The sequence below is a fragment of the Embleya sp. NPDC127516 genome (genome assembly GCF_044765325.1).
Lineage (GTDB): Bacteria > Actinomycetota > Actinomycetes > Streptomycetales > Streptomycetaceae > Embleya.
This window is the reverse complement of sequence record NZ_JBIWJT010000025.1, coordinates 117,307-139,937: the sequence shown is the minus strand read 5'-3', so window position 1 is coordinate 139,937 and position 22,631 is coordinate 117,307. Positions and strand designations below refer to the sequence as shown.

Genomic DNA, 22,631 nt, shown 5'->3' with positions numbered 1-22,631 from the left:
GCATGCCCGCTACGCGGTCACGGTCGGGCCGTCCGCTACGCGCCCGGGATGCACGTCCGCTACGCGCCCGCCACCCCCACACCACACCACCAACCCGCCCACCCAGCGCCCAGCCCGGCCCCGGCCCCGGCCCCGGCCGCGCAGCGGACGCGCGACCCGCCCCGTAGGGGCCGAGCAACCCGGCTCGGAGAGACCGGCCCGACCCCGAACCCGTAGGGGACGCGCAACCGGCCCCGCAGGGACCGAGCAACCCAGCGCGGAGCGACCGGCCGGACCCCCGCCGCGCAGCGGACGCGCAACCGGCCCCGCAGGGGCCGAGCCGCCCCGCGTGCGGGGCGGCTCAGGCTCGGGCCACCGCCTTGGCCGGCACCTGTTCGGCCAACTGCTCCGGGTCGGTCACGGGGGCGTCGCAGGTGAAGTGCCGACACACGTACGCCGCCGGCAGGCCGCCGACCAGCGGCCGGTCGCGCAGCAGCGGTACCGGCGACTCCTCGGCCGGGTCGCCCATCGCAACCACCGCGCCGGGGGCGGTGGACATCAGCGCGGTCAGGTAGAGCGCCCAGGTCGCGTCGTCGTCGCGAGGGCCGACACGGGCCTGCGGTCCGATTCCGGTGCGTTGAGGTGCGTTGAGGTGCGGTGCGCCTCCGGTACGCGCCGGCAATATGGGCTCGTGAACACAGGGAACGTCGGCGAGTTCGTCGTACGCCGCGCGCGGGAGTCGGACTCCGACGCACTGGTCGGAATCGACGCGGTGGCGATCGAAGGCGACGTCGCGCGTCGGGCGAGCATCCGACGGTGGTGCCGGGAGGGCCTGGCGGTCGTGGCGGAGGACGCGTCCGGCGTGCTCGGCTACTGCGTCGTCGAGTACACGTTCTTCGAACAGGGCTTCGTCACCATGCTGATGGTCGCCTCGTCGGCGCGCGCACAAGGCGTCGGGCATCGGTTGTTGGACACTGTGGCGGCCTCGTGCGCGACACCGAAGCTGTTCACCTCGACCAACGTCTCGAACCAGCCGATGCAGCGACTGCTCCAACGGGCCGGCTGGAGTCCGGTCGGTCTGGTCCACGGCCTCGACGAGGGTGACCCCGAATTGTTCTACCTCCACCGACCGCAGGCCCAGCAAACGCATTCCTGACCCGCTACTTCCGGGCGCATCGCGCGAGTTCATCCGATGGACACATAGTGTGCTCGATCGAACTCGTATCGCGACACGCGTGTTTGCGTGTGCCGAACGGCGTGCGACGGACCACACTGGCACCCATGAAGGATCACGAGGGCTCGGCAGTCGTGGTCCTGCCGAGCGGACGGCGAATCGGCGTCCACGCGATCGTGGACGCCGACGAAGAGCGCCTGTACGACCCCGGGCCGGAGGCGACACCGATCGGCTGGAGCGCGACACTGAGTCCCAGAAGCCCGGCGTCCCGCACAGACCTGCACGAGATCTACCGGGCCGGCCACGGAAGGTTGTGCCTGCCCTGTGGCACGCGCGAGAACTTCCTGGTGGTCGGCATTCGCATCGGGGCCGGCCAGGGGGATCGGGTCGACATCCAGGGCACGGGCGCGCCTCCGAGCGAGTGACGCCGCCGAGGAGCCTCACGATTCCCGCGTTCCGACCCCTGCCGGTCCGTCCCGCTCCGGACGCCGCCGGCCCTACCGTCTCGGCGGCGCGTCGGCGGCGCGCGTCGGCCCGGACCGCGGAAGTGGGGCCGTCGACGCCGCGTGCCCGACGACCCGCAGGTCGACGACCTCGGCCCCTGTACGCGGCGATCGCCCGCGCCATGGACCACGACGTCTACGGCCCGGACCCCCTCAAGGCCGCCGAGCGCCGCGCGTACGGAGGAAGTCGCCGGTGTCCGTTCGCCGGACGGGCCTCAGCCGACCGCCCGCTTCACGAGTGCGGCGATCCGCGTCTCCACCTCGGCCGTCACCTCGACCAGCGCGAACCCGGACGCCCACATGGGGCCTTCGTCCAGCTTCGCCAGGTCGCTGAACCCGAGCGTCGCGTAGCGCGCCTTGAACTTCTCCGCGCTCTGGAAGAAACAGACGACCTTGCCGTCCAGCGCGTAGGAGGGCATGCCGTACCAGAGCTTCGGCGCGAGCACCGGGGCGTTGGCTGTGATGACGGCGTGCACGCGCTCGGCCATGACCCGGTCCGAGTCCTGCATCTCGGCGATCTTCGCGAGTACGTCCCGCTCCGCCTCCGCCGCCTTGTCCGCGCGCGAGCTGCGGCGCGCGGCGGCCTTCCCCTCCTTGGCGTGCTCCTTCATCGCGGCCCGCTCCTCGGCCGTGAAGCCCTCGTACGTGCCGCTGTCGTCGTTGCCCATGACAGACCTCCCCCGTCGATGATCATGCTGTGAATGATCTTGAAATGGGACCCTATCCCGGCGCCGAGGCAGCGACCAGTACCTGACGCGCGGGCGGATCGGGCGTCGCCGACTCTCCCGTTTCCGCGGAACGTCGACCGGGCATCGGCACCGGCCGAAGCCCCGTCGGTGGTGTGGGCCGTGCCGGCCGAGGGTCTGCACGGGGGTCGCGCCCGGGCGGCTCCATGGCGGTGGTCGGCGGCTGGTCGGACCCCGGCCGCCGGCCGGGCTCATCAACGCCGCGTCAGCCGACCGGCCGAGGCGGTGCGTCGGGGAGTTCGCGGCGGACGCCGTCGAGAATCAGCCGCACACCGTAGGCGAAGCGTTCGGCCGGGTCCGCATCGAACGCCGACGTCAGCGCAGTGCGCGCGTACTCGGAGTCCGGCCGCCCCACCACCAAGGCATCCTTCCGGTCCTTCCAGATCCCGTCCGCGGACAACTGAGCCTGGGCCTGCTCCTCGATGGTGTGGCCCAGCACGTAGTGGCCGAGGCTGAGGGCCGGATATGCGCTGGATCCACGGTCGGGCGGCGCACGAGACGCCGGGACGACGGGCTCTGCGGGCCCTGGCGGACACCGACATCCCGCCGCCGCCCCGTACGCCTGGATCGCAGGCGAAAGCGGGCTGGTCAAAGGGGCGCGGCGACTGCTCGTCCGGGAGCACGGTGTTCCCCGGACGGCCATCACCTGCACCGACTACCGGAAGGAAGGACGCGCGGCGGCGAGTTGAGAACCACCGAGCCTCCCCAAGACGAGAAGGATGGTCACGGACACGACCGAGTACCGCTACCGGCGCCTGACGCCCGAAAACGTGCGCGCGTTGATCGGTAGCCCCAAATCCGATGGCGAAAGCCGAGAAGCCGGACCGGATCGACTCGTACTTCCACCGATTCATCGCGCCCTCGCCGCTCGACGCCGCGAGCGGCGTGGTTCGGGCGGGTCGGCGCGGGCGCGTGGGTGGGGCCGTGCCTGCGTGGGGTTCCTACGCGCTGTGCACGATCTGGATCAGGTTGCCGCAGGTGTCGTCGAAGACCGCGGTGGTGACCGGGCCCATCTTCAGCGGGTTCTGGGTGAACCGCACGCCGAGTTCGTTCAGCCGGTGGAACTCCGCGTCCACGTCCGCCACGGCGAAGGACGCGGCCGGGATGCCGTCCTCGACCAGCGCCGACTTGTACGGCTTCACCGCGGGATGGCCGTCCGGCTCCAGCAGCAGTTCGGTCCCGTCGGGATCCTCCGGCGAGACCACGGTCAACCACCGGACCTCGCCGAGGGGGACCTCGGCCTTCTTCACGAAGCCCAGCACGTCCGTATAGAAGCGCAGGGCCTTCTCCTGATCGTCGACGAAGACGCTGGAAAGGTGAATCCTCATGGCGTGCTCCCGGATGCGTCGGGCTTGAGCCAACGGGTCACGATGCGCTCAAGGGGCTCGGTGGTCAGCTCGTGGAACTTGTAGCGGCCCTGACGCCGCGAAAGCACAAGACCCGCGGATTCGAGGACGGCCAAGTGCTGGCTGACCGCCTGGCGGGACAAGGCGAGACCGTGCTTGGTCACCAACCGGCTGCATATCTCGAACAGGGTCTGGCCGTCCCGTTCCACCAGCTCGTCGAGGATGCGCCGACGGGTGGGGTCGGCCAGGGCCTTGAAGACGTCCTCCGTCATGCCCACCACCATAGGCAAGTATCCACTTGCCTATCAAATCGAGAGGGGCGCGATCGGACCACGAGGGTTGTCGTGGTGTCGTAGGCTCCGGGACATGCACAGCAGCCTGACGGAGCACGCACGCTGCCTCTACGGCGACGAGTACCGACCCACGCCGCCGTGCGACCTCGAACACCGCGAGTCCTACTTCGTCGAGGAGTTGACCTTCGCCGACGCGGATTCGATCCTCGCCATGCTGCGCGAGTTGTCCCCGCACCTGGTCGACGGCCGCCTGCCGGTCTGGATCCGCAACCTGTCCTACCGGCTCGTGCTCCTGCAACGCCCGGACGAGCCGGCGCTGATGCGCGAGGCCGCCGAGAACCTGTGGCTGCACGGACCCGACTGGGACCACATCGCCGCGGACCTGACCAGGGCGGCGGACGCTCTGGGCACGGGCTGACCACCAGCCGAACCCGAGCGCTACTCGGCGCGCAGGGCCTGTACGGCGCCGCTCGGGTCGTACCCCTCCGGCACGCCCTCGATCAGGATGATGTCGCCCTTGATGTGCCGCGAGCGCAGTGGCGCGATCCTGCGGTACGCGGGCGAGTCCCACCAGGCCCGCGCCTCGGCGACCCCGGGGAAGCCGATCATCACGACGCTCCCGGCCCAACTGCCCTCCAGCACCTCGTGGGACGTGACGTGCACGAGGTAACGGCCGCCGTAGGGCCGGAAGGTGCCGGGGAGTTGTTCGATGTAGTCGGCGATCTCGGGGTGCGGGGCGGCGTCCTGCAGGTTGGCGATGATGTAGGCGGGCATGGCTACTCCTTCGGGGGGTCGATTCCACGAGCGGTGGGGGCATTGCGTCGGGGTCGCTGCCGGGCGACGGGCCGACGGGCAGCCGGTCCGGCAGGTGCGTTCGGGTTCCTCGGGGGACGCGGATCCGGGAAGGGAAGGGCGCCGCCCGGACCCGCGGTATGCGGGCGCGCGTCGATCGGTCCGGGCCGCGGCGGCCCGTGCGTCACAGACCGGCGGGGACCTTGTCGAGAAAGCCGTGTACGGCCTTGATCCGGCCCGTCGCATCCAGGACCGCGACGTCGAACCCGACGACCGGCGCCTCTGCGCCCTCGGGGCCGAGGTGCCACTGGAACCGGACGACGTCGTGGTGCCCGTCCACCGGGCCGCCGAGGGTGAACACCAGTCCGGCGAATTGGCCCTGGACCACGCCGATGAGGCCGGTGATCCCGTCGTGCCCGACCACGGCACCCAGCGGGTCGGTATACGTGGCGTCCTCGGTGAACGCGGACGCCACCAGCGCGCGGCGCTTGTCCGCGTCCGGCTCGTTCCAGCCGGCCAGGTAGTTCTCGACGGTGGCGGTGTAGTCGATGGCGGCGCTCATGGCGTCCGTCCTTTCCGGGTCGCTCCGCCGGGCGTGCCCGACGGGTTCCAGTGCTTTGTCCTGCGCGGTTCCAGTCCTGCTTTCCGCAGGTCAAGACGTTACGGACGATCGAGCGCCTCGGAATCAGTCACGCATCAGTACTTGCATCGGTATGCGACACCCCATGGGGCGGCGGTCCGTGCGGACAGGTCTGCCGGAAACCATCGGCACCGCATGTCGTCCGCGCCCGGTGACCCCCATACTCTCGTCGTGCGCATACTTGTTCGGGTGATTTTGCCGCTATCCCTCGCGGCCTCCTTCGCGGTCCCGTTTCTGCTGGTCCGAGGTCCCTCGGGGATCGTCGCGGGGCTGCTCTTGGGCTACCTGGCCTTCCTGGGGCTGGGAATGCACCAACGAGCCGGTGTGGGGTTGCCGCTGTTGCCTTCCAAGGCGGACCGGGTCGCGCTGAAGCGGAACGCGCAGGTGATCCGCGCGCTGCGTCGTGGTGACGTCGAGGGGGCGCACGAGCACAGCAAGGGCTTTCCCGACACGCCTGTGGGTCAGGCGCTCGGGGCCGTGTCCCAGTGCATGGTGCTCTTCGCGCGAGGACACGGCCCGGCGGGGGCGGAGGTCGTGCGCCGGTGGTCGGCGGCGCATCCTCGCGACGACGCGCTCGGCCGCATGATGTCGCACGCGCACACCGACTTCTCCGCGATGCTGCTGGTCCAGGGTTCGGCGGACGCGGCCGCGATGTTGCCCACACTGCGCCCCGCCGTGGCGGGTTCCGGGCGGGCCCATCGCCGCAGGGGCTGCGTGGCCGAGTTCGCCTTGGACCTGTACGAGGGGCGCGTGGAGCGGGCGGCGGCGCGGGCTCGCCGATGGCGTCGGCGCGCCGCACGGCAACGGAGTCGCTGGATGGGCGCCGAGTGCGAATGTCTGCTTGCGATCTGTTCGGCCGCCGCGGGCGACCCGGACGCCGCCCGCGCCGCACTGGCGAACGCGGAGCGTCTGGCGTACGCCCACCCGGCCATCGGACTTGCCCGCGCCCGAGTCGAGGCGTGCGCCGCCGCGGCGGTGCGGCTCGAACCCACCACGGCCGTCACGGAGCCGAAGCACATCCGATAGCCGCGCAGGCGGGCGCAGATCCCCCTCCGGCACGGCAAGGCACCGGCACCACACGTCGAACGTGCGCACGCGTGCACCCGCCGCCCCCGTTCCGGCGGTGACGTCCTCGCGATGCCCGGACCGCCACCTCGTCACGTCGCTCCCGCACGCGATCAAGCTCGATCGGCGCTGGACTTACTAGGACGTCCGACTATATCGTCTTGAACTACAAGGTCCGCGGTGCAGGGAAGTCGGTGTGAATCCGGCACGGTCCCGCCACTGTGACCGGGGAGTGCGCTGCCGAGGCACCACGCCACTGGCGAAAGCCGGGAAGGCGGGCGGCGTGTGTCGATCCGGAAGTCAGGATACCGGCCGCGGGTATATCCGTGTTGTCCACGAGGATGGAGCAAACACGCATGACGCCGGTCTGCGCACTCGCCCCGGACGATCTTGCGAACGTCGAGGTCGTCGGGCTCGCCTGACCACCCTCACGTGCCACCCGACCTCGGCAACTCCGCTCCCCGAAGCGGCGGTTGCCGTGGTCGGGTCATTGCCCCGCCTCCGGATCGCACCTGACGAGAGACAGGTCGTTCATGGTCCGCGAGCTTTCCCACTTCATCGGCGGCAAGCACGTCCAAGGCGCGTCCGGCGCGTTCGGCGACGTGTACGACCCCAACACCGGACGCGTGCAGGCGCGCGTCCCGCTGGCCGACCGCGCCGACACGCTGGCGGCGATCGCCGACGCCGAGCAGGCACAACCGGCGTGGGCCGCCTGGAACCCGCAAAAGCGCGCCCGGGTGCTCTCCCGATTCCTGCAACTGGTCGAGCCCGAACGCGATTCGCTCGCCGAGCTGTTGTCGGCCGAGCACGGCAAGACCATCGCCGACGCCCACGGTGACCTGCAACGCGGCCTGGAGGTTGTGGAGTTCGCCGTCGGCATCCCGCACCTGCTCAAGGGCGAGTTCACCGACAACGCGGGTACCGGCATCGACGTGCACTCGCTGCGCCAGCCGGTCGGTGTGGTCGCCGGCATCACCCCGTTCAACTTCCCGGCGATGATCCCGCTGTGGAAGATCGCCCCGGCCATCGCGTGCGGCAACGCGTTCGTCCTCAAGCCGTCCGAACGCGACCCCTCGGTACCGCTGCGCCTGGCCGAGCTCTTCCTCGAGGCGGGACTGCCGCCGGGTGTGCTGAACGTGGTCAACGGCGGCAAGGAGTCCGTCGACACACTGCTGGAGGACCCGCGCGTCCAGGCGCTGGGCTTTGTCGGCTCGACCGCGATCGCCGAGTACGTGTACACCTCGGCCACCGCGCGCGGCAAGCGCGCCCAGTGCTTCGGCGGCGCCAAGAATCATCTGATCGTGATGCCGGACGCGGACCTCGACCAGGTCGTCGAGGCCCTGATCGGCGCCGGATACGGCTCCGCGGGCGAGCGCTGCATGGCGATCTCCGTCGCGGTTCCGGTCGGCGCGGAGACCGCGGACGCGCTGGTGGCCAAGCTCGTCGAGCGCATCGCCACGCTGCGGGTGGGCCCCTCCCACGATCGCGACGCCGACTTCGGCCCGTTGGTGGGTCGGGACGCGCTCGCTCGGGTGCACGACTACCTGGACATCGGCGTGCGCGAGGGCGCGAAGCTGCTCGTCGACGGCCGTGACGTGCGCGTCCCCGGCCACGAGGACGGCTACTTCGTCGGCGCGTCGCTGTTCGATCACGTCACGCCCTCGATGCGGGTGTACCGCGAGGAGATCTTCGGTCCGGTCCTGTCGGTGCTGCGCGCGGCCGACTACGAGGACGCGCTGCGACTGGCGAGCGAGCACGAGTACGGCAACGGCGTGGCGATCTTCACCCGCGACGGCGACACCGCCCGCGACTTCGGTCGCCGAGTGAACACCGGCATGGTCGGCGTCAATGTGCCGATCCCGGTACCGGTGGCCTACCACACGTTCGGCGGGTGGAAGCGGTCCGGATTCGGCGACCTCAACCAGCACGGACCCGACTCGATCCGCTTCTACACCCGGACCAAGACGATCACCTCGCGTTGGTTCTCCGGTGCACGCGAGGCCGCGAGTTTCACCATCCCCACGATGGGCTGACCCGATGAGCACCCTCACCGAGGATCAGCTCGCGATCGTCGAGACGACGCGGGACTTCGCCCGCGAGCACCTCGCCCCGCACGCGATCGAGTGGGACCGCACCAAGCACTTCCCCGTCGATGTCCTGCGCAAGGGCGCCGACCTCGGTCTCGGCGGCATCAACGTCCGTGAGGACGTGGGCGGTTCGGGTCTGAGCCGACTGGACGCCGCACTGATCTACGAGGCGTTGGCCGGCGGTTGCCCGAGCATCGCCGCCTACTACTCCATCCACAACATGGTCGCCTGGATGATCGACCGCCACGGCAACGCCGAGCAGCGCCACAGGTGGCTCCCGGACCTGTGCGCGATGCGCGGTCTGGCCAGCTACTGCCTGACCGAACCGGGCGCGGGGTCCGACGCCGCCGCACTGCGCACGCGCGCGGTGCGCGACGGGGACCACTATGTCCTGCACGGGGTGAAACAGTTCATCTCCGGCGCCGGGTCCTCGGCGGTGTACGCGGTGATGGCGCGGACCGGCGGGGACGGCGCCGACGGGATCTCCGCGTTCGTCGTGGAAGCCGACTCACCCGGGCTGTCCTTCGGCGCGAACGAGCTGAAGATGGGCTGGAACGCCCAGCCCACCCGCCAGGTGGTCCTGGACGGCGTGCGTGTGCCGGTCTCCCACCGGCTGGGCGCCGAGGGCGACGGCTTCCGGATGGCGATGGGCGGCCTCAACGGCGGCCGGATCGGTATCGCCGCCTGCTCGCTGGGCGGCGCGGGGGCGGCCCTCGACGCCGCCGTGGCTCACCTCACCGATCGGGAGGCATTCGGCGCCAAGCTGATCGACGCCCAGGCGTTGCGTTTCGAACTCGCTGACATGGCAACCGAGTTGGAGGCCGCGCGCACGCTGGTCCGGCACGCGGCGTCCTGCCTGGACCAGGGCGATCCTGCCGCGCCGCAACTGTGCGCGATGGCCAAGCGGTTCGCCACCGACACCGCCTTCTCGGTGGCCGACCGCGCGCTGCAACTGCACGGCGGCTACGGCTACCTCGCGGACTACGGCATCGAGAAGATCGTCCGCGACCTGCGGGTGCACCGCATCCTCGAAGGAACCAACGAGATCATGCGCGTGATCGTCGCGCGCGGACTGATCGGAGCGACCCGATGACCTCCACGACGGAGCAGGAGACGGTACTGACCCGCCGTCAGGCGGGCCTGGGCCGGATCGTGCTCAACCGGCCCCGGGCGCTCAACGCCCTCACCCACGCCATGGTTCGCGGGATCGACGCCGCGCTCACCGCGTGGGAGCACGACGAGGACGTGCGACTGGTGGTGATCACCGGCGCGGGCGAGCGTGGGCTGTGCGCGGGTGGCGACATCCGGGCCATCCACGCCGACGCCGTCGGCGGCGGCACCGGCAGTCTGGACTTCTGGCGCGACGAGTACCGGCTCAACGCCCACATCGCCCGCTATCCCAAGACCTATGTCGCGGTCATGGACGGCATCGTGATGGGTGGCGGTGTCGGTGTGTCCGCGCACGGCGGCCTGCGGATCGTCACCGAACGCTCGACGATCGCCATGCCCGAGACCGGCATCGGGTTCGTCCCCGACGTCGGCGGCACCCACCTGCTCGCCCGCGCGCCGGGCGAGTGCGGCACCCATCTGGCGCTCACCGGTTCGGCGATCGGCCCCGGCGACGCGATCGCCTGCGGGCTCGCCGACCACTTCATCCCCTCGCACCGGCTCGACGCGGCCCTGGAGGCGCTGGCCGGCCGCGACAGCGGCGAGGTCGTGGCGCGGTTCGCCGAGCCGGCGCCGGGCGGTGAACTCGTCGAGCGGCGTGGGTGGATCGACGCGTGCTATGCGAGCGACAGCGTCGAGGAGATCCTCGAACGCCTCGAGGCCGATGGGGAGCAGGCCGCGAAGCAGGCCGCCGAGCACATCCGGGCCAAGTCGCCCACCGCGCTCAAGGTCACCCTGGCGAGCCTCCGGCGGGCTCGCGAACTCGCTTCCCTGGAGGCCGTGTTGGATCAGGAGTACCGGGTCTCGACGGTGGCGCTGGGCACGCCCGACCTGGCCGAGGGCATCCGTGCCCAGGTGATCGACAAGGATCGCGCGCCGCGCTGGTCCCCCGACACGCTCGAAGCCGTACGGCCCGAGCAGGTCGCCGCATTCTTCGAACCGCTGGGCGCACGCGAGTTGGGCCTGGCGATCTCGCCCTCGACCGAGGAGGCCTGCCGATGAGCACCGCGATCGCATTCGTGGGATTGGGCAACATGGGCGGCCCCATGGCCGCCAACCTGGTCGCCGCCGGACACCGGGTCACCGGGTACGACCTGGTCCCGGAGGCGCTGGAGCGCGCGCGGGAGAGCGGTGTGCGCATCGCGGCCTCCCCCGCCGAGGCCGTCGCGGACGCGGATGTGGTGATCACGATGTTGCCGAGCGGGCCGCACGTGTTGGCCTGCTACCGGGGTTCCGCCGGCTTGTTGGCGGCGGCGCCCGCCGGTGCGGTGTTCGTCGACTGCTCCACCATCGACGTCGCGGACGCACACGCCGCGCACGAGGCGGTGGGCGCCTCCGGACGCCGGTCGCTGGACGCGCCGGTGTCCGGTGGGGTGGTCGGCGCGGTCGCCGGAACGCTCACCTTCATGGTCGGCGCCGCCGACGAGGACTTCGCCGCGGTCGAGCCGGTGTTGACCGCGATGGGCCGCCGCGTCGTGCACTGCGGCCCTCCCGGCGCCGGGCAGGCGGCGAAGATCTGCAACAACCTGATCCTGGGCGTCACGATGATCGCGGTCAGCGAGGCGTTCGTGCTTGGCGAGCAACTCGGGCTCTCCCACCAGGCGTTGTTCGACGTGGCCTCCGCGGCGTCCGGTCAGTGCTGGGCGCTGACCACGAACTGCCCGGTGCCCGGGCCGGTTCCGGGCAGCCCGGCCGACCACGATTACCGGCCCGGGTTCGCCGCGGCCCTGATGGCCAAGGATCTGCGGCTGGCGGCGAACGCGATCCGGGCCGGCGGGGTGTCCGCCGAGCTCGGGCTGCACGCGGCCGAGGTGTACACGGCGTTCGCCGAGAACGGCGGCGCCGAGCGCGACTTCTCCGCCGTCATCCACTCCATCAGAGACCACGCCGACACCGGCGCGAACGAAGGAAACCGCACCACATGAGCGACTACGAGACCATCCTGCTGGAGCGGCACGACCGCACCGCGGTGATCACCCTCAACCGCCCGAAGGCCCTGAACGCCCTGAACCTCCAGGTGATGGCCGAGGTCGTCGACGCCGCGACCACGCTCGACCGCGATCCCGACATCGGCTGTCTGGTGATCACCGGGTCCGCCAAGGCGTTCGCCGCCGGCGCCGACATCAAGGAGATGCAGCCCAACGACTACATGGACGTCTACCTCGCCGACTGGTTCTCCGCGTGGGACCGACTCGGCGAGGTCCGCAAGCCCACCATCGCCGCGGTTTCCGGCTACGCGCTCGGCGGCGGATGCGAACTCGCCATGCTGTGCGACATCCTCCTCGCCGCCGACACCGCCGTGTTCGGCCAGCCGGAGATCAAGCTCGGCGTCATCCCCGGCATCGGCGGCTCGCAACGCCTGACCCGGGCGGTCGGCAAGGCCAAGGCCATGGACCTGTGTCTGACGGGCCGCACCATGAACGCCGAGGAGGCCGAACGCGCCGGCCTGGTCTCGCGGGTCGTGCCAGCCGCCGACCTGCTCACCGAGGCCCTGGCCACCGCCGAGATCATCGCGGGCATGTCCGCGCCGATCGCGATGATGGCCAAGGAGAGTGTCAACCGCGCCTTCGAGACCACTCTGGCCGAGGGTGTGCGCTTCGAACGCCGCCTCTTCCACGCCACGTTCGCCACCGCCGACCAGAAGGAGGGCATGGCGGCCTTCACCGAAAAGCGCCCGCCTTCGTTCATCCACCGCTGATCCAAGGGGATGGAGCGCGCTCGGCCCCGGATCAGGGGCCGAGCGGCCGGGCGGCCGTCGAGGACGCCCCGGACATCACCCCGCGGCCGTACCCGGTCACGACGGACAGCCCAGGCCCGGTTCTCGCGCCACCGCGATCCGGCCGAACCTGTCGGGTGCCGCCAAGCGGCATGACCGATGGTCCACTCTTTTGCGCGGTCCACGTCCGGTGTGTCGCCGGGCCATCCGGATGCGATGCCCGCGGTCCCATGTTTGCCTGAACGGGAGTCGTTCCGGTGCGTCGTGCGCGCCGGAACGCGCTTCGCCACGGCTCCGATCGAGTCGCGAGCCTGCTCTCCGGTCGGGGATACGCGGAAGGATCAGCGGTGGAAGAGTCCGAGGGTCCCACCCGGCGCCCGGCGCCCGGGCGGAGCCGGCGACTGATCGCGGTCTCGGGTTTGCTGGGTGCGCTGCTCTGCGTCGGAGCCGGCGTCATGGCGCCGATGGGCATCGCGCACACCCAGGTTGCACCGCCACCCCCGCCACCCCCGCCGCCTCCGCCACCGCCGCCTCCGCCACCTCCGCCACCGCCACCACCGCCACCGCCACCTCCACCTCCACCTCTGGCACCGGAGCCTCCCCCACCACCGAAACCGCCACCGGTCACCTATCCACCGGACGGTCCCTCCCCCGTGGTTCCGACCCCGCCCCCTCGCCCTCGGGGAACGACGGCTCCACCACCCTCCCAGAGCAAGCGGCCTCCCTCCCCGGGGACGACGCCTGCGCCTGATCCTCGATCCCGCCCCGCTCTGGTCCTGGCCCCCGTGAGGGGCGGTGCCGGCATGACGGTGGCGATCTCCGGTTCGGCCTTCTCCGCGTGCCGTCCCGGATCCCGGATCGACATTCGTTGGGACGGTGCCGGCGTCGCCTCCCTCGATGCGCCGGTTACCCCGAACGGGGGCAGTTTCAGCGTCCGGTTCGTGGTCCCCAAGGGCGCGTCGAAGGGGAGCCACCAGGTTTCGGCGCGATGTGCGGAAGCGGACGCCTCCGCCTCCTTCGAAGTCACCACGGGCACCGGACCGGGTTCTTCTCGGCAGCCGACCGCAACCCGCTCTCCGTCGTCGTCTGCGGTGCCCGGCACCGGAGCCGGCTCGAGCTCGGGCTCGGGCTGGGTGATCGGGGCGGTGGTGATCGGCGGTCTCCTGGTGGCCGCGCTCGCGGGCTACTTGGGCTTCTCCCACCAACGGCGGGGACCGCGATGGACCCGTCGACACGTCCGTGCGGTGCTGCGACCGGGTTTCGCGTCGGATGGGGTGCAGGACGTCAGGGACACGCGCGGAGCGAGCCGGACGGTACGGCTCGAACCTCGTTCGGACCCCGGTGAACAGACCATCAAGGAGGTGGACCCATGACCGACGCCGTGCCGCATCCCACGTCCGTGCGCGAACTGTTGTTCGGCGACGACGTCGAAGCCGCCACGGAAACGCTCGTCGACGCGGCTCGCGAACACGAGGTCGCCACGATCCTCGAGCGCGGAGCCCAAGGTCTCACGGACAACGCGAGCCGGACCGTCGAGCGTGAGGTCGCCTCGGTGGTCAACGGCTTCCTGAGCCTGGATCTCCTCGATCTCGTGGCCGCCGGATGGGCCAAGCACGGCGCGATGGTCGAGGCCGCGCGACGCACCCGTGCCGCCCCGGACACCGAGGAGGTCGTCGCTCTGGCAACCCACCAGGTCACGTCCACCCATCGCCCCTGCGTCGACCTGAGGGTCGACGGTGTCCGGGTCGGCACCCTGGAGATCGGCCTCACTGTCGCCTTCGACGTCGAGGGGATGCTGGCGGTCGTCCGCCAAGCCCACCTGACGTCGCTGCGCTGTGGCACCTGCACGACCACCGGCACGTTGGCGATGCAGGAAAGAGTCGTCGCCAGTCGCCACTGCAATCTGGACCTACCGGGCGCCATGCGCTTCAGGTCGGGTATCGCCCTGCTCCCGGCGCGGGATCAGGCGCCGCACGGCGACCCGACATAGCCCCGGCCGCGCCTGCGACGCGCGCCGAGGTAGACGCGGCTGCTCGAAGCGCTCGGTTCCGACGACCTCGAACGGTTCACCGCGACCCTGACCACGGCGACACCCCCGGGCGAGGTCGGAATCGACCCCGCCCCGAAACGCCCGGGGATTCGCCGCCTCGATGTGCCCATGGGCCGACACCCGCGGGGCAGATTCCGTCTATCGCCGCTGTTCGCGCGCAAGCGTCGCACCAACGCGCCGGTCGCCCGAGCGACCGTCGCGGCCGATTCCGGGAGTCGGCACGCCGCGGACAGGACGGGAATCGCGCCCGTCCTGCCCGCACCGGCGGAACACCCGCCCCGTTCGCCGGGGTTCCGTGGGCGGCAGTCACCACACCGTCCGCGTCACCGCCGCCGGATGGTCAGCAGGGCTGGTCGATGTGGTCCGGGTGGAAGCGCACAGCCCCCAGGCCGTTCGGGTCGAAGAGGTCCAAGAGGCCGCGCAGCGGCTCGTCGGGCTGCTCGGGTCCCCACAGTTCCAGGGCCATCTCGCCGTGGTAGAGCATCGGCCAGCGCACGTAGTGGCGGGTGTCCGCGGGGTCGTGCAGGGCCCGCGAGGCGGCCAGCGTGGAGCGGGCGACGTCGATCATCAGGTCCGTCCCGCAGCCGAAGCCGTACGGATAGTGCTCCCGGTCAGGCGGGATGGTCTCGATCAGGGCCGGGTCGGCGTACGAGACACCGACGTGCGCGTGCAGGCCCGCCCGGATGGCCGGTACCTCGTGGGTACCGTCGGGGTCCCACTGCCAATGCCCCGCCGCGTTCCTGCCGACCCGTACGGTGGGCGCCGCCTCGAACAGCGCGCACACCTCCCACGCCTCCACCGACGGCGCCATCGGCCGCGCACCCTCGGGGGCCAGAACCCGCAACCGGCCCCGGTTCAGCCGGTAGTCGACGGCCACGAGGTCGGTGTCGGAGAGGTCCCGCTTGTCCACACCCCAGCGTCCGGACGCGGTGACCACGAGCGCGTTCAGGTCGGGATCGAACGCGAAGAGCATGCCCTCGCTGAATCCCTGCAGATTGAGGTACATCGCGTAGGTGCGGCTCAACCGGGGCGACACGAAGTCGCGCATCGCGTGTGGGGCCGGCAACAGCCCGAGGTCCCCCATCCGCGTCCCGGCCACGGCCAGGCTCCGCGGCGCGTGGGCCGCGGCCCACGCGTCGGCGGTGATGGCGTCGGGCACCACGTCGTGCCGGCCGGCCACCTCGTGCGCGCAGGCCGCGGAGACCAGCCGGTCGCAGATGCCCTGGGCGACCTTCTCGGTCTCGGTGGGGTGTCCGCCCTCCATCGTGCACAGCGTCGCCTCGGCAACCTCACCGGGCACCGTGCCGGGCGTGATGAACACGACGGTGAACACACCCACCCTGGCCATCAGGATCCGCGCGGCGCGCACCACCTCGGGGTGCGACATCTCGCTCAGCCGCTCGGGCACTTCCGCCACCGCCACCAGCCGCCCGACCGTGCCCTGCCGGCCCTGCTCCTTGCGGAGCTTGAGCATCAGCGGGGTCTGTTCCTCCACGATCCGGTCGGCCAGCGGCTCGGGGCCGTCGGGTACGGACACGCCCACCAGGACCACGTCGAACCTGGTCTCGTTCTCGCCCGGCGGGATCACCCGGTGCCCGCCGCGATCGAACGCCGCCGCCAGGTCGTGCAGGAACGAGCGTGTCACGTCGGACAGTTCGGGAGCCGGGTCGATGACCCGGACCGTGCACGAACGCCACCAGTCCAACTCGTCGAGCCGTCGACCCGGGGCCGGGGCGGCGGATGGCGCCGATGTCGATTCCGCCCGGGTTACGGTGGTCATGAAGGAGCTCCTGACGTTGCTGTGCGGAAGGCGAGGACGGCGTTCTGCCCGCCGAACGCGACCGACGTGGAGATCGCGGTGTTCAAGCGGGCGGGGCGGCGCGGGGTCTTGGCGACCACGTCCAGGTCCGGATCCAGGTCCGGATCGGTGCGGTGGTGGTTGGCGGTGGGTGGAATGCTCCCGTGTTCGAGGGTCAGGACGGTCACGATCGCCTCGATTGCGCCACCCGCGCCGCCGGTGTGGCCCAGCACGCTCTTGACGGCGGTGATCGGTGGGCAGCGGTCGAAGGTGGCCGCAAGGAAACGCGCCTCGGCGGCGTCGTTGAGCCGTGTGCCGGTGCCGTGCGTGTTGACGTGGTCGACGTCGGCCGGATTCCAACCGGCGTCGGCCAGGGCCGCGAGGGTGGCCAGTCGCGCGCCGCGGCCGTCGGGGTGCGGCGCGGTGAGGTGGTGGGCGTCGTTCGCGGCGCCGTAGCCGGACAGCAGGGATCGCACCCGGGCGCGGCGGGCGCGTGCGTGCTCCGGGCGCTCCAGCACCACGACGCCCACGCCCTCGCCCAGGACGAATCCGTCCCGTTCGGCGTCGAACGGCCGGCAGGCGTGCGCCGGGTCGCCGGGGTGCGTGGACAGGGCGCCCAACTGGGCGAAGCCGGCCGCGGTGAGTGGGTTGCACATGATGTCGACACCGCCGGCGAAGACGATGTCCAGGGTGCCCGCGCGTAGCAGGTCGCGGGCGACGCCCAGTGCCGTCGCGCCGGAGGCGCAGCCGGCGGCGGGCGCGAAGTTGGTGCCCTGGGCGCCGAGGTCGAGGCCGACCTCGGTGGCCGCGGTGTTGGGCAGCGAGCGGGGCAGACCGGCCGGGGAGATGGCGGTGACCCGGTCCGTGAGCAGCCTCTCCATGCAGGTCAGCAGGGATTCCATGGACGGTCCGCCCGCGCCGATGACGACGCCGACGCGGGTGGGGTCCCAAGTCCCGGGATCCAGCGCGGCGTCGGCCAGGGCCTCGCGGGCGGCGACGACGGTCATCTGCGCGCTGCGGTCCATCCGCCGGGACAGTCTCCGGCCGAGGATGGCGTCCGGGGCGAAGCCGGGCACCCTGCAGGAGATGTCCACGGGCAGACCGGCCAGCCCCGGGTCGCGGCGAGCGGTGGACAGCCCCGCGCACAGGGTCCGCCAGGTGGCTTCGACTCCGATCCCGCCGGCGGTCACCAGGCCCAGGCCGGTGACCGCAACCTCGGAGGAGGTCATCTCAGCTCGCCGGGGACGCGACAGGGGCCGGAGGCTGTGCCGGGGCCGGGACGGGGGGCGAGGCCGACTCGGCGGCGGGCGCGGTGGCGGCGGGCGCCTCGGAGGTGGGTTCGGTGGCGGCGGGTGCGGTGGCGGAGGGCGGGGCGGTCCGGACGAACGGTTCGGCCTGTGGGGCGGCCTCGAACGCGGCGACGGCCTGGGCCAGCGTGGTGTCCTTGCCCAATTCGCCGAGCCTGCTGAAGTCCTTGCCCGTCTGGTCCGCGATGATGACGGCCAGCTCCGCCATCGACAACGAGTCCAACTCCAGCGCGCTGAAGGTCGCTTCCGGAACGACATCCCCGGCGTCGATGCCGAACTCCTCGACCAGCAACTCACACAGCATCGCGTACACGGGGAATGCCTTCCTGCTCGGTGGGACCGCGCACACCCGGCGGCGCGTGCTCGTACGGCACCGATCGGGTATGCGATCGAGCACCTTGTGTATCGGTGGCGAAGGCTCGGGCAAAATTCCCGCCACGCGTCTCCCATGGCCCCGGAACCGCCCTCCACCTGGGGTGATGCACTGGGAACAGGGCCGGACGACGCGTTGATGTTCACCCGCAAGTACGCAGCCGCACGTGCCCGGACCGGGGCCGCGGCGGCGGCGCGTGACCTTTCCGGGGCCCGTTCGGTTAACGATCCCGGACACCTCGGAACGAAAACCCTCGGAGAGAAAGTAGGGCAGCGATGTCCACGGCCCTGGTCACCGGCGCCAGTCACGGCATCGGTGCCGACCTCGCGCGCGCTCTCGCCGCCCGCGGCCACGATCTGGTGCTGGTCGCCCGCGGCGCCGAATCGCTGGACGCTCTCGCGGTCGAGTTGGAGAAGGAGCACGACGTGTCGGTGCGCGCGCTGCCCGCCGACCTGACCGTCGAGGACGACCTCGAACGGGTGGCCGCCGCGGCGCGTGACGTCGACATCCTGGTCAACAACGCCGGTGCGGGTCTGGGCACTTCGTTCGAACGTACGGCCTGGGCGGACGAGCGGCGCCTGCTCGACCTCAACGTGGTCGCCCCGTCGCGGCTCGTCCACGCCGCGCTGCCGGAGATGCTCCGGCGGGGCAACGGCCGCATCCTGACGGTGTCCTCGGTGTCCGCTCTCGCCCCGGTCTGGCAGGGCACGGCGTACGGCGCGACGAAGGCGTACGAACTGGTGATGACCGAGTCGTTCGCCTACTCCCGGCGCGTGCGCACGTCACCGGTGGCGTTGACCGCGCTCGTACTCGGCTACACCGCCTCCCGGTTCCACCTCGGTGCCGGCATCGCCGCGCCGCCTCCTTCGCTCACGCTCGCGTCGCCGTACGTCGCGGAGCGGGCGGTGCGGGCCATTCACCGACGCCGCCCGCCGGTCGTCTGCGTGCCGAGCCTGCGCTACAAGGTGCTGGCGGGCCTGTTGCGGCACACCCCCCGCCGGCTCCTGACCCTGCCCGGTCTGGCCAAGGACTTCACCACCCTCACGGGTGCCGTCCACGGCTCCGCCGCCACCGTGCGCGAAGCGCGGAACGTGCCCGACGTCTCGGTGGAGGCCCGCGTCCCCGGCCCCATGGAGCCACGGCCGTAGGCCCCCGGCCGAGCCTTCCGGTCACGCGGCGCGGCCTCCCTCCGCGGCGGCAGGCTTGGATGGACCCGGTGTTGCTCCGAGTCGTTATCGGCGCGGGAGCGGCAGGGTGCGGGGTAAGTCGGCGGGGGCTCTTCGGGTCACGGGTGCGCGGCCTTTCCGGTGGGTGGCGACTGCCCGGCTGTCGCCGGCGCCAGGGTTGCGACGGTCCCACGATCCACGGACCGGCGCCGCACGGGCCCGGTCGTCCGCACGGGCTGCGTCTTGACCGGCTCCGGGAAGTGGCAGGCCACCTCGTGTCCGGGTCGACCCTCCAGCGTGATCAGCGGCGGTTCGGTCGTCGCGCACACGTCCTGCGCCTTGTGGCAGCGGGTGCGGAACCGGCAACCCGAGGGCGGGTCGATCGGGCTGGGTACGTCCCCGCTCAGCCGGATGCGCTCGAGCCGGGTGCCGTCCGGGCCGGTCGCGCCGGGCACGGCGGACAACAGCGCGTGGGTGTACGGGTGGTGGGCCCGTTCGTACAGCGAGTCGCGGTCGGCGCTCTCCACGACGCGCCCGAGGTACATCACCATCACCCGATCGCAGAAGTGCCGGACCACGGCCAGGTCGTGCGCGATGAACACGAACGCGATGCCCAGATCGCGCCGCAGATCCCCGAGCAGGTTGATCACCTGTGCCTGGATGGACACGTCCAGTGCGGACACCGGTTCGTCGGCCACGATCAGGCTGGGCCCGGCGGCAAGCGCCCGGGCGATGCCGATGCGTTGCCGCTGCCCGCCGGAGAACTCGTGCGGGAAACGGTTGCGGTGTTCGGGGTTGAGGCCGACCGTCTCCAGGAGTTCCCCGATCCGGCGCTCGCGTCCGCCGGGTGGATCGATGTCGTTGACGTCCAGCGGGGCGCGCAGGATGGTGCCGATGGTGTGGCGCGGGTTCAGGGACGAGTACGGATCCTGGAAGATCATCTGGATCTGCGCGCGGATGGGCGCCAGTTCGCGGCGCGAGGCGTGTGTGATGTCGCGGCCCCGGTAGGCGATGGTGCCCGCGCTCGGCTCCAGCAGTCGGGTGATCAGGCGCCCGGTCGTGGACTTGCCGCACCCGGACTCGCCGACCAGGCCGATGCTCTGCCCGGCGCCGACGGTCAGGTCGACGCCGTCGACCGCGCGCACGGCCCCGGTGCGACGGCGCAGCAGGCTTCGGCCCGTGGGGAAGTGCTTGGTCAGTCCGCTCACCCGGAGCAGCGGCGCCTCGGGCGCGTCGAGTGACTCGGTCTTCATGGGGTGGCTCCTCGCAGGTCCGTCGGCGCGGCGGTGCCCGGCGCCCCGTCCAGATGGCAGGCGGCGGCGTGCTCGCTGCCGCCGGGTCCCGCGTGCACGCGCTCCAACAGGGGGAGCACCGTGCGGCACGGTGTCTCGGGGCTGTCGATCACCTGCGCGCAGCGCGGATGGAAGGCGCAGCCGGGCGGCGGCGCGAGCAGGCTGGGCGGCGAGCCCGGCACCGGTCGCAGCGGCCGGTCCAGGGCGTCGGACAAACGCGGGACCGAGGCGAGCAGACCTCGGGTATACGGATGCCGGGGCGTGTCCAGGACCTCGCCGACCGCGCCGAACTCGACCGCGCGGCCCGCGTACATCACCAGCACGTCGTCGGCGACGTCGGCGATCACCCCGAGGTCGTGGGTGACCAGGATGATCGCGGTGCCCAACTGCTCCTGCAACTCCGCGAGCAGGTCCAGGATCTGGGCCTGCACGGTGACGTCGAGCGCGGTGGTGGGTTCGTCGGCGATCAGCAGGTCGGGTTCGCACACCAGCGCCATCGCGATCATCGCGCGTTGGCGCATGCCGCCGGAGAACTGGTGCGGGAACTCCCGGGCCCGGCGGGCGGGTTGCGGAATGCCGACCCGGTCGAGCATGTCGACGGCGCGGGCCGTGGCCTCGCGTCGGCCGGCGCCGGTGTGCCGGCGGTAGGTCTCGACGATCTGCGCGCCGACCGTGAAGTACGGCGACAGGGCGGTGAGCGGGTCCTGGAACACCATCGACACGCGTTGCCCGCGCAGGTCCCGCAGGACGCGTTCGGGGGCGCCGACCAGCTCCGTCCCGTCCAGGATCGCGCTGCCCTCGATGGTGGTGCGCGCGGGGTTGTGCAGACCGAGCAGGGTGAGGTTGGTGACGCTCTTGCCGGAACCGGACTCGCCGACGATGCCGAGTGTGCGGCCGCGTTCGACGTCGAAGGAGACGCCGTCGACGGCCTTGACCACGCCGCCCTCGGTGGCGAAGCGCACCCGCAGATCACGGACCGCGAGGAGGGGAGGGGTCATCACACACGCACCCGGGGGTCGATGACGGCGTACACGGCGTCCACCGCGACATTGGCGAGCACCATCGCGGTGGCGGCGATCAGCACCACGCCGGTGATCATCGGCAGATCGGAGTTGGCGACCGCGTTCACCGCGAGTTTGCCGATGCCGGGGATGTTGAAGGTGGTCTCGGTGACCACCGCGCCGCCGAGCAGGACGCCGAGTTCGATGCCGTAGACGGTCACCACCGGGGTGATCGCGCCCCGCCACGCGTGTTTGGCGTAGACCTGACGGGAGGTCAATCCCTTCGCCCGCACGGTGCGTACGTGGTCCTCGCCGAGTGCGTCGATCATCGACGCCCGGGTCAGTCGTGCGTACACCGCGGCCTGTACGCAGGCCAGCGTCAGCCAGGGCAACAGCAGCCCGCCCGTCCATCCGCCGGGGTCGTCGAGGAGCGGGATGTACTCGGGTTTGGGCAGCCAGCGCAGTTGGTCGACCAGGACGTAGCGGGCGATCACCCCGAGGAACTGGATGGTCACCGAGGCGCCGATCAGCGAGAACGCCATCGTGGCCTTGTCCAGCCAGGTACCGCGGCGCAGCGCCGCGAGCATGCCGATCATGATGCCGACGCCGAGGAAGATCACCGAGGCGCCCAGGGCCAGCGACAGGGTGGCGGGGAAGCGGTCGAGCAGGGTGTCGAGCACGGGCTCGTGGTTGACGAACGAGTAGCCCAGGCACGGTGCGGAGCAGTGCGAGGAGCCGAAGTCGCGGCCGGCGAAGACGCCGACGATGTAGTGCCAGTACTGCATCGGTACCGACTCGTCCAGGCCCAGGTCGCGTCGGATCAGGGTGAGCGTCTCGGGCGTGCAGGTCTTGCCGCAGGACAGCCGGGCCGGGTCGTCCGGCATCGCGAAGAACAGGAAGAAGGTGACGGTGAAGACGACGAAGAGGATCAGCGCCGCGCCGAGCAGTCGCTGCACCAGGAATCGGAACATGGGGCCCTCACTGGAGGTCGGACCGGGGAGCGGCCGGGCGGCCCGGCGGCGGGGGGGGGGGCGGGGGGGGCCGGGCCCCCCCCCCCCCCCGGGGGGGCCGGGGCCCCCCCCCCCCCCCGCGGAAGTTACCCAAGCGGGAGCGGGAGTTGTGGGCCCAGAAAGCCG

The 22,631-nt window shown here is 71.5% G+C and carries 25 protein-coding genes, 1 pseudogene and 1 riboswitch; of the genes and pseudogenes, 12 read left to right on the top strand and 14 right to left on the bottom strand.

The genetic code is table 11. The features are described from left to right. Window positions 1-340 precede the first annotated feature (340 nt). Window positions 341-661 carry a hypothetical protein gene (locus tag ACIRL2_RS36925; protein ID WP_402238192.1) on the bottom strand — a complete coding sequence of 107 codons (321 nt, stop codon included), beginning with the start codon at window positions 659-661 and terminating at the stop codon, window positions 341-343. A gap of 9 nt (window positions 662-670) precedes the next feature. Between ACIRL2_RS36925 and ACIRL2_RS36920 the strand changes: the two genes are divergently transcribed. Both ACIRL2_RS36920 and ACIRL2_RS36915 read left to right on the top strand, forming a co-directional pair. Next, the gene (locus ACIRL2_RS36920) at window positions 671-1,135 is read left to right on the top strand and encodes a GNAT family N-acetyltransferase (protein ID WP_395869850.1); all 465 of its coding nucleotides are present in this window, start codon (window positions 671-673) and stop codon (window positions 1,133-1,135) included. Window positions 1,136-1,260: 125 nt separating this feature from the next. Continuing rightward, window positions 1,261-1,578 (top strand): hypothetical protein, encoded by a 318-nt coding sequence (locus ACIRL2_RS36915; protein ID WP_395869852.1) that lies wholly within the window; start codon window positions 1,261-1,263, stop codon window positions 1,576-1,578. 293 nt (window positions 1,579-1,871) lie between these two features. On the opposite strand, the gene ACIRL2_RS36910 is transcribed toward ACIRL2_RS36915, so the two are convergent. The 3 genes and pseudogenes from ACIRL2_RS36910 to ACIRL2_RS36900 all read right to left on the bottom strand — a co-directional run bounded on the left by ACIRL2_RS36910 (window position 1,872) and on the right by ACIRL2_RS36900 (window position 2,841). Then, window positions 1,872-2,324, bottom strand: coding sequence for an iron chaperone (locus ACIRL2_RS36910; protein WP_395870007.1), 453 nt, complete (start codon window positions 2,322-2,324; stop codon window positions 1,872-1,874). Between the two features lie 168 nt (window positions 2,325-2,492). After that, window positions 2,493-2,576: pseudogene (locus ACIRL2_RS36905) on the bottom strand (DUF899 domain-containing protein); the annotation flags it as partial. Between the two features lie 31 nt (window positions 2,577-2,607). Beyond that, complete coding sequence (locus tag ACIRL2_RS36900; protein WP_395869853.1) at window positions 2,608-2,841, bottom strand: hypothetical protein; 234 nt, start codon at window positions 2,839-2,841, stop codon at window positions 2,608-2,610. A 13-nt stretch (window positions 2,842-2,854) separates the two neighbouring features. On the opposite strand from ACIRL2_RS36900, the gene ACIRL2_RS36895 reads away from it, so the two are divergent. Next, a complete protein-coding gene (locus ACIRL2_RS36895) occupies window positions 2,855-3,091 on the top strand; it encodes an SIP domain-containing protein (RefSeq protein WP_402238202.1) in 237 nt (78 codons plus the stop codon). Between the two features lie 252 nt (window positions 3,092-3,343). Here the strand turns inward: ACIRL2_RS36895 and ACIRL2_RS36890 are convergent, their stop codons facing one another. Beyond that, entirely contained in the window at window positions 3,344-3,730 is a 387-nt protein-coding gene (locus tag ACIRL2_RS36890; protein WP_395869855.1) for a VOC family protein, read from the bottom strand. Then, window positions 3,727-4,020, bottom strand: coding sequence for an ArsR/SmtB family transcription factor (locus ACIRL2_RS36885; protein WP_395869857.1), 294 nt, complete (start codon window positions 4,018-4,020; stop codon window positions 3,727-3,729). The genes ACIRL2_RS36890 and ACIRL2_RS36885 overlap by 4 nt, the downstream gene beginning before the upstream one ends. Window positions 4,021-4,114: 94 nt before the next feature. Between ACIRL2_RS36885 and ACIRL2_RS36880 the strand changes: the two genes are divergently transcribed. Continuing rightward, entirely contained in the window at window positions 4,115-4,459 is a 345-nt protein-coding gene (locus ACIRL2_RS36880) for a hypothetical protein (protein WP_395869858.1), read from the top strand. A 20-nt stretch (window positions 4,460-4,479) separates the two neighbouring features. On the opposite strand, the gene ACIRL2_RS36875 is transcribed toward ACIRL2_RS36880, so the two are convergent. Beyond that, on the bottom strand, window positions 4,480-4,815 hold the full coding sequence (locus ACIRL2_RS36875; protein ID WP_402238187.1) for a DUF1330 domain-containing protein: 336 nt from the start codon (window positions 4,813-4,815) through the stop codon (window positions 4,480-4,482). 202 nt (window positions 4,816-5,017) lie between these two features. Further along, complete coding sequence (locus ACIRL2_RS36870; protein ID WP_402238185.1) at window positions 5,018-5,395, bottom strand: nuclear transport factor 2 family protein; 378 nt, start codon at window positions 5,393-5,395, stop codon at window positions 5,018-5,020. Between the two features lie 267 nt (window positions 5,396-5,662). On the opposite strand from ACIRL2_RS36870, the gene ACIRL2_RS36865 reads away from it, so the two are divergent. The 7 genes from ACIRL2_RS36865 (at window position 5,663) to ACIRL2_RS36835 (ending at window position 14,498) form a co-directional block, all read left to right on the top strand. Continuing rightward, window positions 5,663-6,499, top strand: coding sequence for a hypothetical protein (locus ACIRL2_RS36865; protein ID WP_402238182.1), 837 nt, complete (start codon window positions 5,663-5,665; stop codon window positions 6,497-6,499). 200 nt (window positions 6,500-6,699) lie between these two features. Continuing rightward, a riboswitch (cobalamin riboswitch) is annotated at window positions 6,700-6,870 on the top strand. Between the two features lie 201 nt (window positions 6,871-7,071). Next, window positions 7,072-8,571 (top strand): CoA-acylating methylmalonate-semialdehyde dehydrogenase, encoded by a 1,500-nt coding sequence (locus ACIRL2_RS36860; protein WP_402238180.1) that lies wholly within the window; start codon window positions 7,072-7,074, stop codon window positions 8,569-8,571. 4 nt (window positions 8,572-8,575) lie between these two features. Next, window positions 8,576-9,718 carry an acyl-CoA dehydrogenase family protein gene (locus ACIRL2_RS36855; RefSeq protein WP_402238178.1) on the top strand — a complete coding sequence of 381 codons (1,143 nt, stop codon included), beginning with the start codon at window positions 8,576-8,578 and terminating at the stop codon, window positions 9,716-9,718. Continuing rightward, window positions 9,715-10,794 carry an enoyl-CoA hydratase/isomerase family protein gene (locus tag ACIRL2_RS36850; RefSeq protein ID WP_395869870.1) on the top strand — a complete coding sequence of 360 codons (1,080 nt, stop codon included), beginning with the start codon at window positions 9,715-9,717 and terminating at the stop codon, window positions 10,792-10,794. The genes ACIRL2_RS36855 and ACIRL2_RS36850 overlap by 4 nt, the downstream gene beginning before the upstream one ends. Then, on the top strand, window positions 10,791-11,717 hold the full coding sequence (mmsB, locus tag ACIRL2_RS36845; protein WP_395869871.1) for a 3-hydroxyisobutyrate dehydrogenase: 927 nt from the start codon (window positions 10,791-10,793) through the stop codon (window positions 11,715-11,717). Before ACIRL2_RS36850 ends, mmsB begins: the two co-directional genes overlap by 4 nt. Beyond that, window positions 11,714-12,490, top strand: a complete 777-nt coding sequence (locus tag ACIRL2_RS36840; protein ID WP_402238175.1) for an enoyl-CoA hydratase — start codon at window positions 11,714-11,716, stop codon at window positions 12,488-12,490. Before mmsB ends, ACIRL2_RS36840 begins: the two co-directional genes overlap by 4 nt. 1,387 nt (window positions 12,491-13,877) lie before the next feature. Next, window positions 13,878-14,498 carry a hypothetical protein gene (locus ACIRL2_RS36835; RefSeq protein WP_395869877.1) on the top strand — a complete coding sequence of 207 codons (621 nt, stop codon included), beginning with the start codon at window positions 13,878-13,880 and terminating at the stop codon, window positions 14,496-14,498. Between the two features lie 400 nt (window positions 14,499-14,898). On the opposite strand, the gene ACIRL2_RS36830 is transcribed toward ACIRL2_RS36835, so the two are convergent. Genes ACIRL2_RS36830 through ACIRL2_RS36820 form a run of 3 tightly spaced genes read right to left on the bottom strand, consistent with a single transcriptional unit; the run spans window position 14,899 to window position 17,967 of the window. Continuing rightward, window positions 14,899-16,338: a hypothetical protein gene (locus ACIRL2_RS36830; RefSeq protein WP_395869878.1), complete on the bottom strand. Its 1,440-nt coding sequence runs from the start codon at window positions 16,336-16,338 to the stop codon at window positions 14,899-14,901. After that, window positions 16,335-17,585, bottom strand: coding sequence for a beta-ketoacyl-[acyl-carrier-protein] synthase family protein (locus ACIRL2_RS36825; protein ID WP_402238173.1), 1,251 nt, complete (start codon window positions 17,583-17,585; stop codon window positions 16,335-16,337). Before ACIRL2_RS36825 ends, ACIRL2_RS36830 begins: the two co-directional genes overlap by 4 nt. Window position 17,586: 1 nt before the next feature. Continuing rightward, window positions 17,587-17,967, bottom strand: coding sequence for an acyl carrier protein (locus ACIRL2_RS36820; protein ID WP_402238200.1), 381 nt, complete (start codon window positions 17,965-17,967; stop codon window positions 17,587-17,589). A gap of 344 nt (window positions 17,968-18,311) precedes the next feature. Between ACIRL2_RS36820 and ACIRL2_RS36815 the strand changes: the two genes are divergently transcribed. Beyond that, on the top strand, window positions 18,312-19,184 hold the full coding sequence (locus ACIRL2_RS36815; protein ID WP_402238171.1) for an SDR family NAD(P)-dependent oxidoreductase: 873 nt from the start codon (window positions 18,312-18,314) through the stop codon (window positions 19,182-19,184). A 137-nt stretch (window positions 19,185-19,321) separates the two neighbouring features. Here ACIRL2_RS36815 and ACIRL2_RS36810 read toward each other — a convergent pair whose 3' ends face one another. Genes ACIRL2_RS36810 through ACIRL2_RS36800 form a run of 3 tightly spaced genes read right to left on the bottom strand, consistent with a single transcriptional unit; the run spans window position 19,322 to window position 22,466 of the window. Then, the gene (locus tag ACIRL2_RS36810) at window positions 19,322-20,455 is read right to left on the bottom strand and encodes an ABC transporter ATP-binding protein (RefSeq protein ID WP_402238168.1); all 1,134 of its coding nucleotides are present in this window, start codon (window positions 20,453-20,455) and stop codon (window positions 19,322-19,324) included. After that, window positions 20,452-21,492: an ABC transporter ATP-binding protein gene (locus ACIRL2_RS36805; RefSeq protein WP_395869887.1), complete on the bottom strand. Its 1,041-nt coding sequence runs from the start codon at window positions 21,490-21,492 to the stop codon at window positions 20,452-20,454. Before ACIRL2_RS36805 ends, ACIRL2_RS36810 begins: the two co-directional genes overlap by 4 nt. Further along, window positions 21,492-22,466, bottom strand: a complete 975-nt coding sequence (locus tag ACIRL2_RS36800; RefSeq protein ID WP_402238165.1) for an ABC transporter permease — start codon at window positions 22,464-22,466, stop codon at window positions 21,492-21,494. The genes ACIRL2_RS36805 and ACIRL2_RS36800 overlap by 1 nt, the downstream gene beginning before the upstream one ends. Window positions 22,467-22,631 lie beyond the last annotated feature (165 nt).

Excerpts from the sequence above, each read along its gene's own strand:
- ACIRL2_RS36915 (WP_395869852.1), top strand. The coding sequence starts at position 1,261 with ATGAAGGATCACGAGGGCTCGGCAGTCGTGGTCCTGCCGAGCGGACGG.
- ACIRL2_RS36910 (WP_395870007.1), bottom strand. The coding sequence starts at position 2,324 with ATGGGCAACGACGACAGCGGCACGTACGAGGGCTTCACGGCCGAGGAG.
- ACIRL2_RS36890 (WP_395869855.1), bottom strand. The coding sequence starts at position 3,730 with ATGAGGATTCACCTTTCCAGCGTCTTCGTCGACGATCAGGAGAAGGCC.
- ACIRL2_RS36885 (WP_395869857.1), bottom strand. The coding sequence starts at position 4,020 with ATGACGGAGGACGTCTTCAAGGCCCTGGCCGACCCCACCCGTCGGCGC.
- ACIRL2_RS36880 (WP_395869858.1), top strand. The coding sequence starts at position 4,115 with ATGCACAGCAGCCTGACGGAGCACGCACGCTGCCTCTACGGCGACGAG.
- ACIRL2_RS36875 (WP_402238187.1), bottom strand. The coding sequence starts at position 4,815 with ATGCCCGCCTACATCATCGCCAACCTGCAGGACGCCGCCCCGCACCCC.
- ACIRL2_RS36870 (WP_402238185.1), bottom strand. The coding sequence starts at position 5,395 with ATGAGCGCCGCCATCGACTACACCGCCACCGTCGAGAACTACCTGGCC.
- ACIRL2_RS36860 (WP_402238180.1), top strand. The coding sequence starts at position 7,072 with ATGGTCCGCGAGCTTTCCCACTTCATCGGCGGCAAGCACGTCCAAGGC.
- ACIRL2_RS36855 (WP_402238178.1), top strand. The coding sequence starts at position 8,576 with ATGAGCACCCTCACCGAGGATCAGCTCGCGATCGTCGAGACGACGCGG.
- ACIRL2_RS36850 (WP_395869870.1), top strand. The coding sequence starts at position 9,715 with ATGACCTCCACGACGGAGCAGGAGACGGTACTGACCCGCCGTCAGGCG.
- mmsB (WP_395869871.1), top strand. The coding sequence starts at position 10,791 with ATGAGCACCGCGATCGCATTCGTGGGATTGGGCAACATGGGCGGCCCC.
- ACIRL2_RS36840 (WP_402238175.1), top strand. The coding sequence starts at position 11,714 with ATGAGCGACTACGAGACCATCCTGCTGGAGCGGCACGACCGCACCGCG.
- ACIRL2_RS36835 (WP_395869877.1), top strand. The coding sequence starts at position 13,878 with ATGACCGACGCCGTGCCGCATCCCACGTCCGTGCGCGAACTGTTGTTC.
- ACIRL2_RS36830 (WP_395869878.1), bottom strand. The coding sequence starts at position 16,338 with ATGACCACCGTAACCCGGGCGGAATCGACATCGGCGCCATCCGCCGCC.
- ACIRL2_RS36825 (WP_402238173.1), bottom strand. The coding sequence starts at position 17,585 with ATGACCTCCTCCGAGGTTGCGGTCACCGGCCTGGGCCTGGTGACCGCC.
- ACIRL2_RS36820 (WP_402238200.1), bottom strand. The coding sequence starts at position 17,967 with ATGCTGTGTGAGTTGCTGGTCGAGGAGTTCGGCATCGACGCCGGGGAT.
- ACIRL2_RS36815 (WP_402238171.1), top strand. The coding sequence starts at position 18,312 with ATGTCCACGGCCCTGGTCACCGGCGCCAGTCACGGCATCGGTGCCGAC.
- ACIRL2_RS36810 (WP_402238168.1), bottom strand. The coding sequence starts at position 20,455 with ATGAAGACCGAGTCACTCGACGCGCCCGAGGCGCCGCTGCTCCGGGTG.
- ACIRL2_RS36805 (WP_395869887.1), bottom strand. The coding sequence starts at position 21,492 with ATGACCCCTCCCCTCCTCGCGGTCCGTGATCTGCGGGTGCGCTTCGCC.
- ACIRL2_RS36800 (WP_402238165.1), bottom strand. The coding sequence starts at position 22,466 with ATGTTCCGATTCCTGGTGCAGCGACTGCTCGGCGCGGCGCTGATCCTC.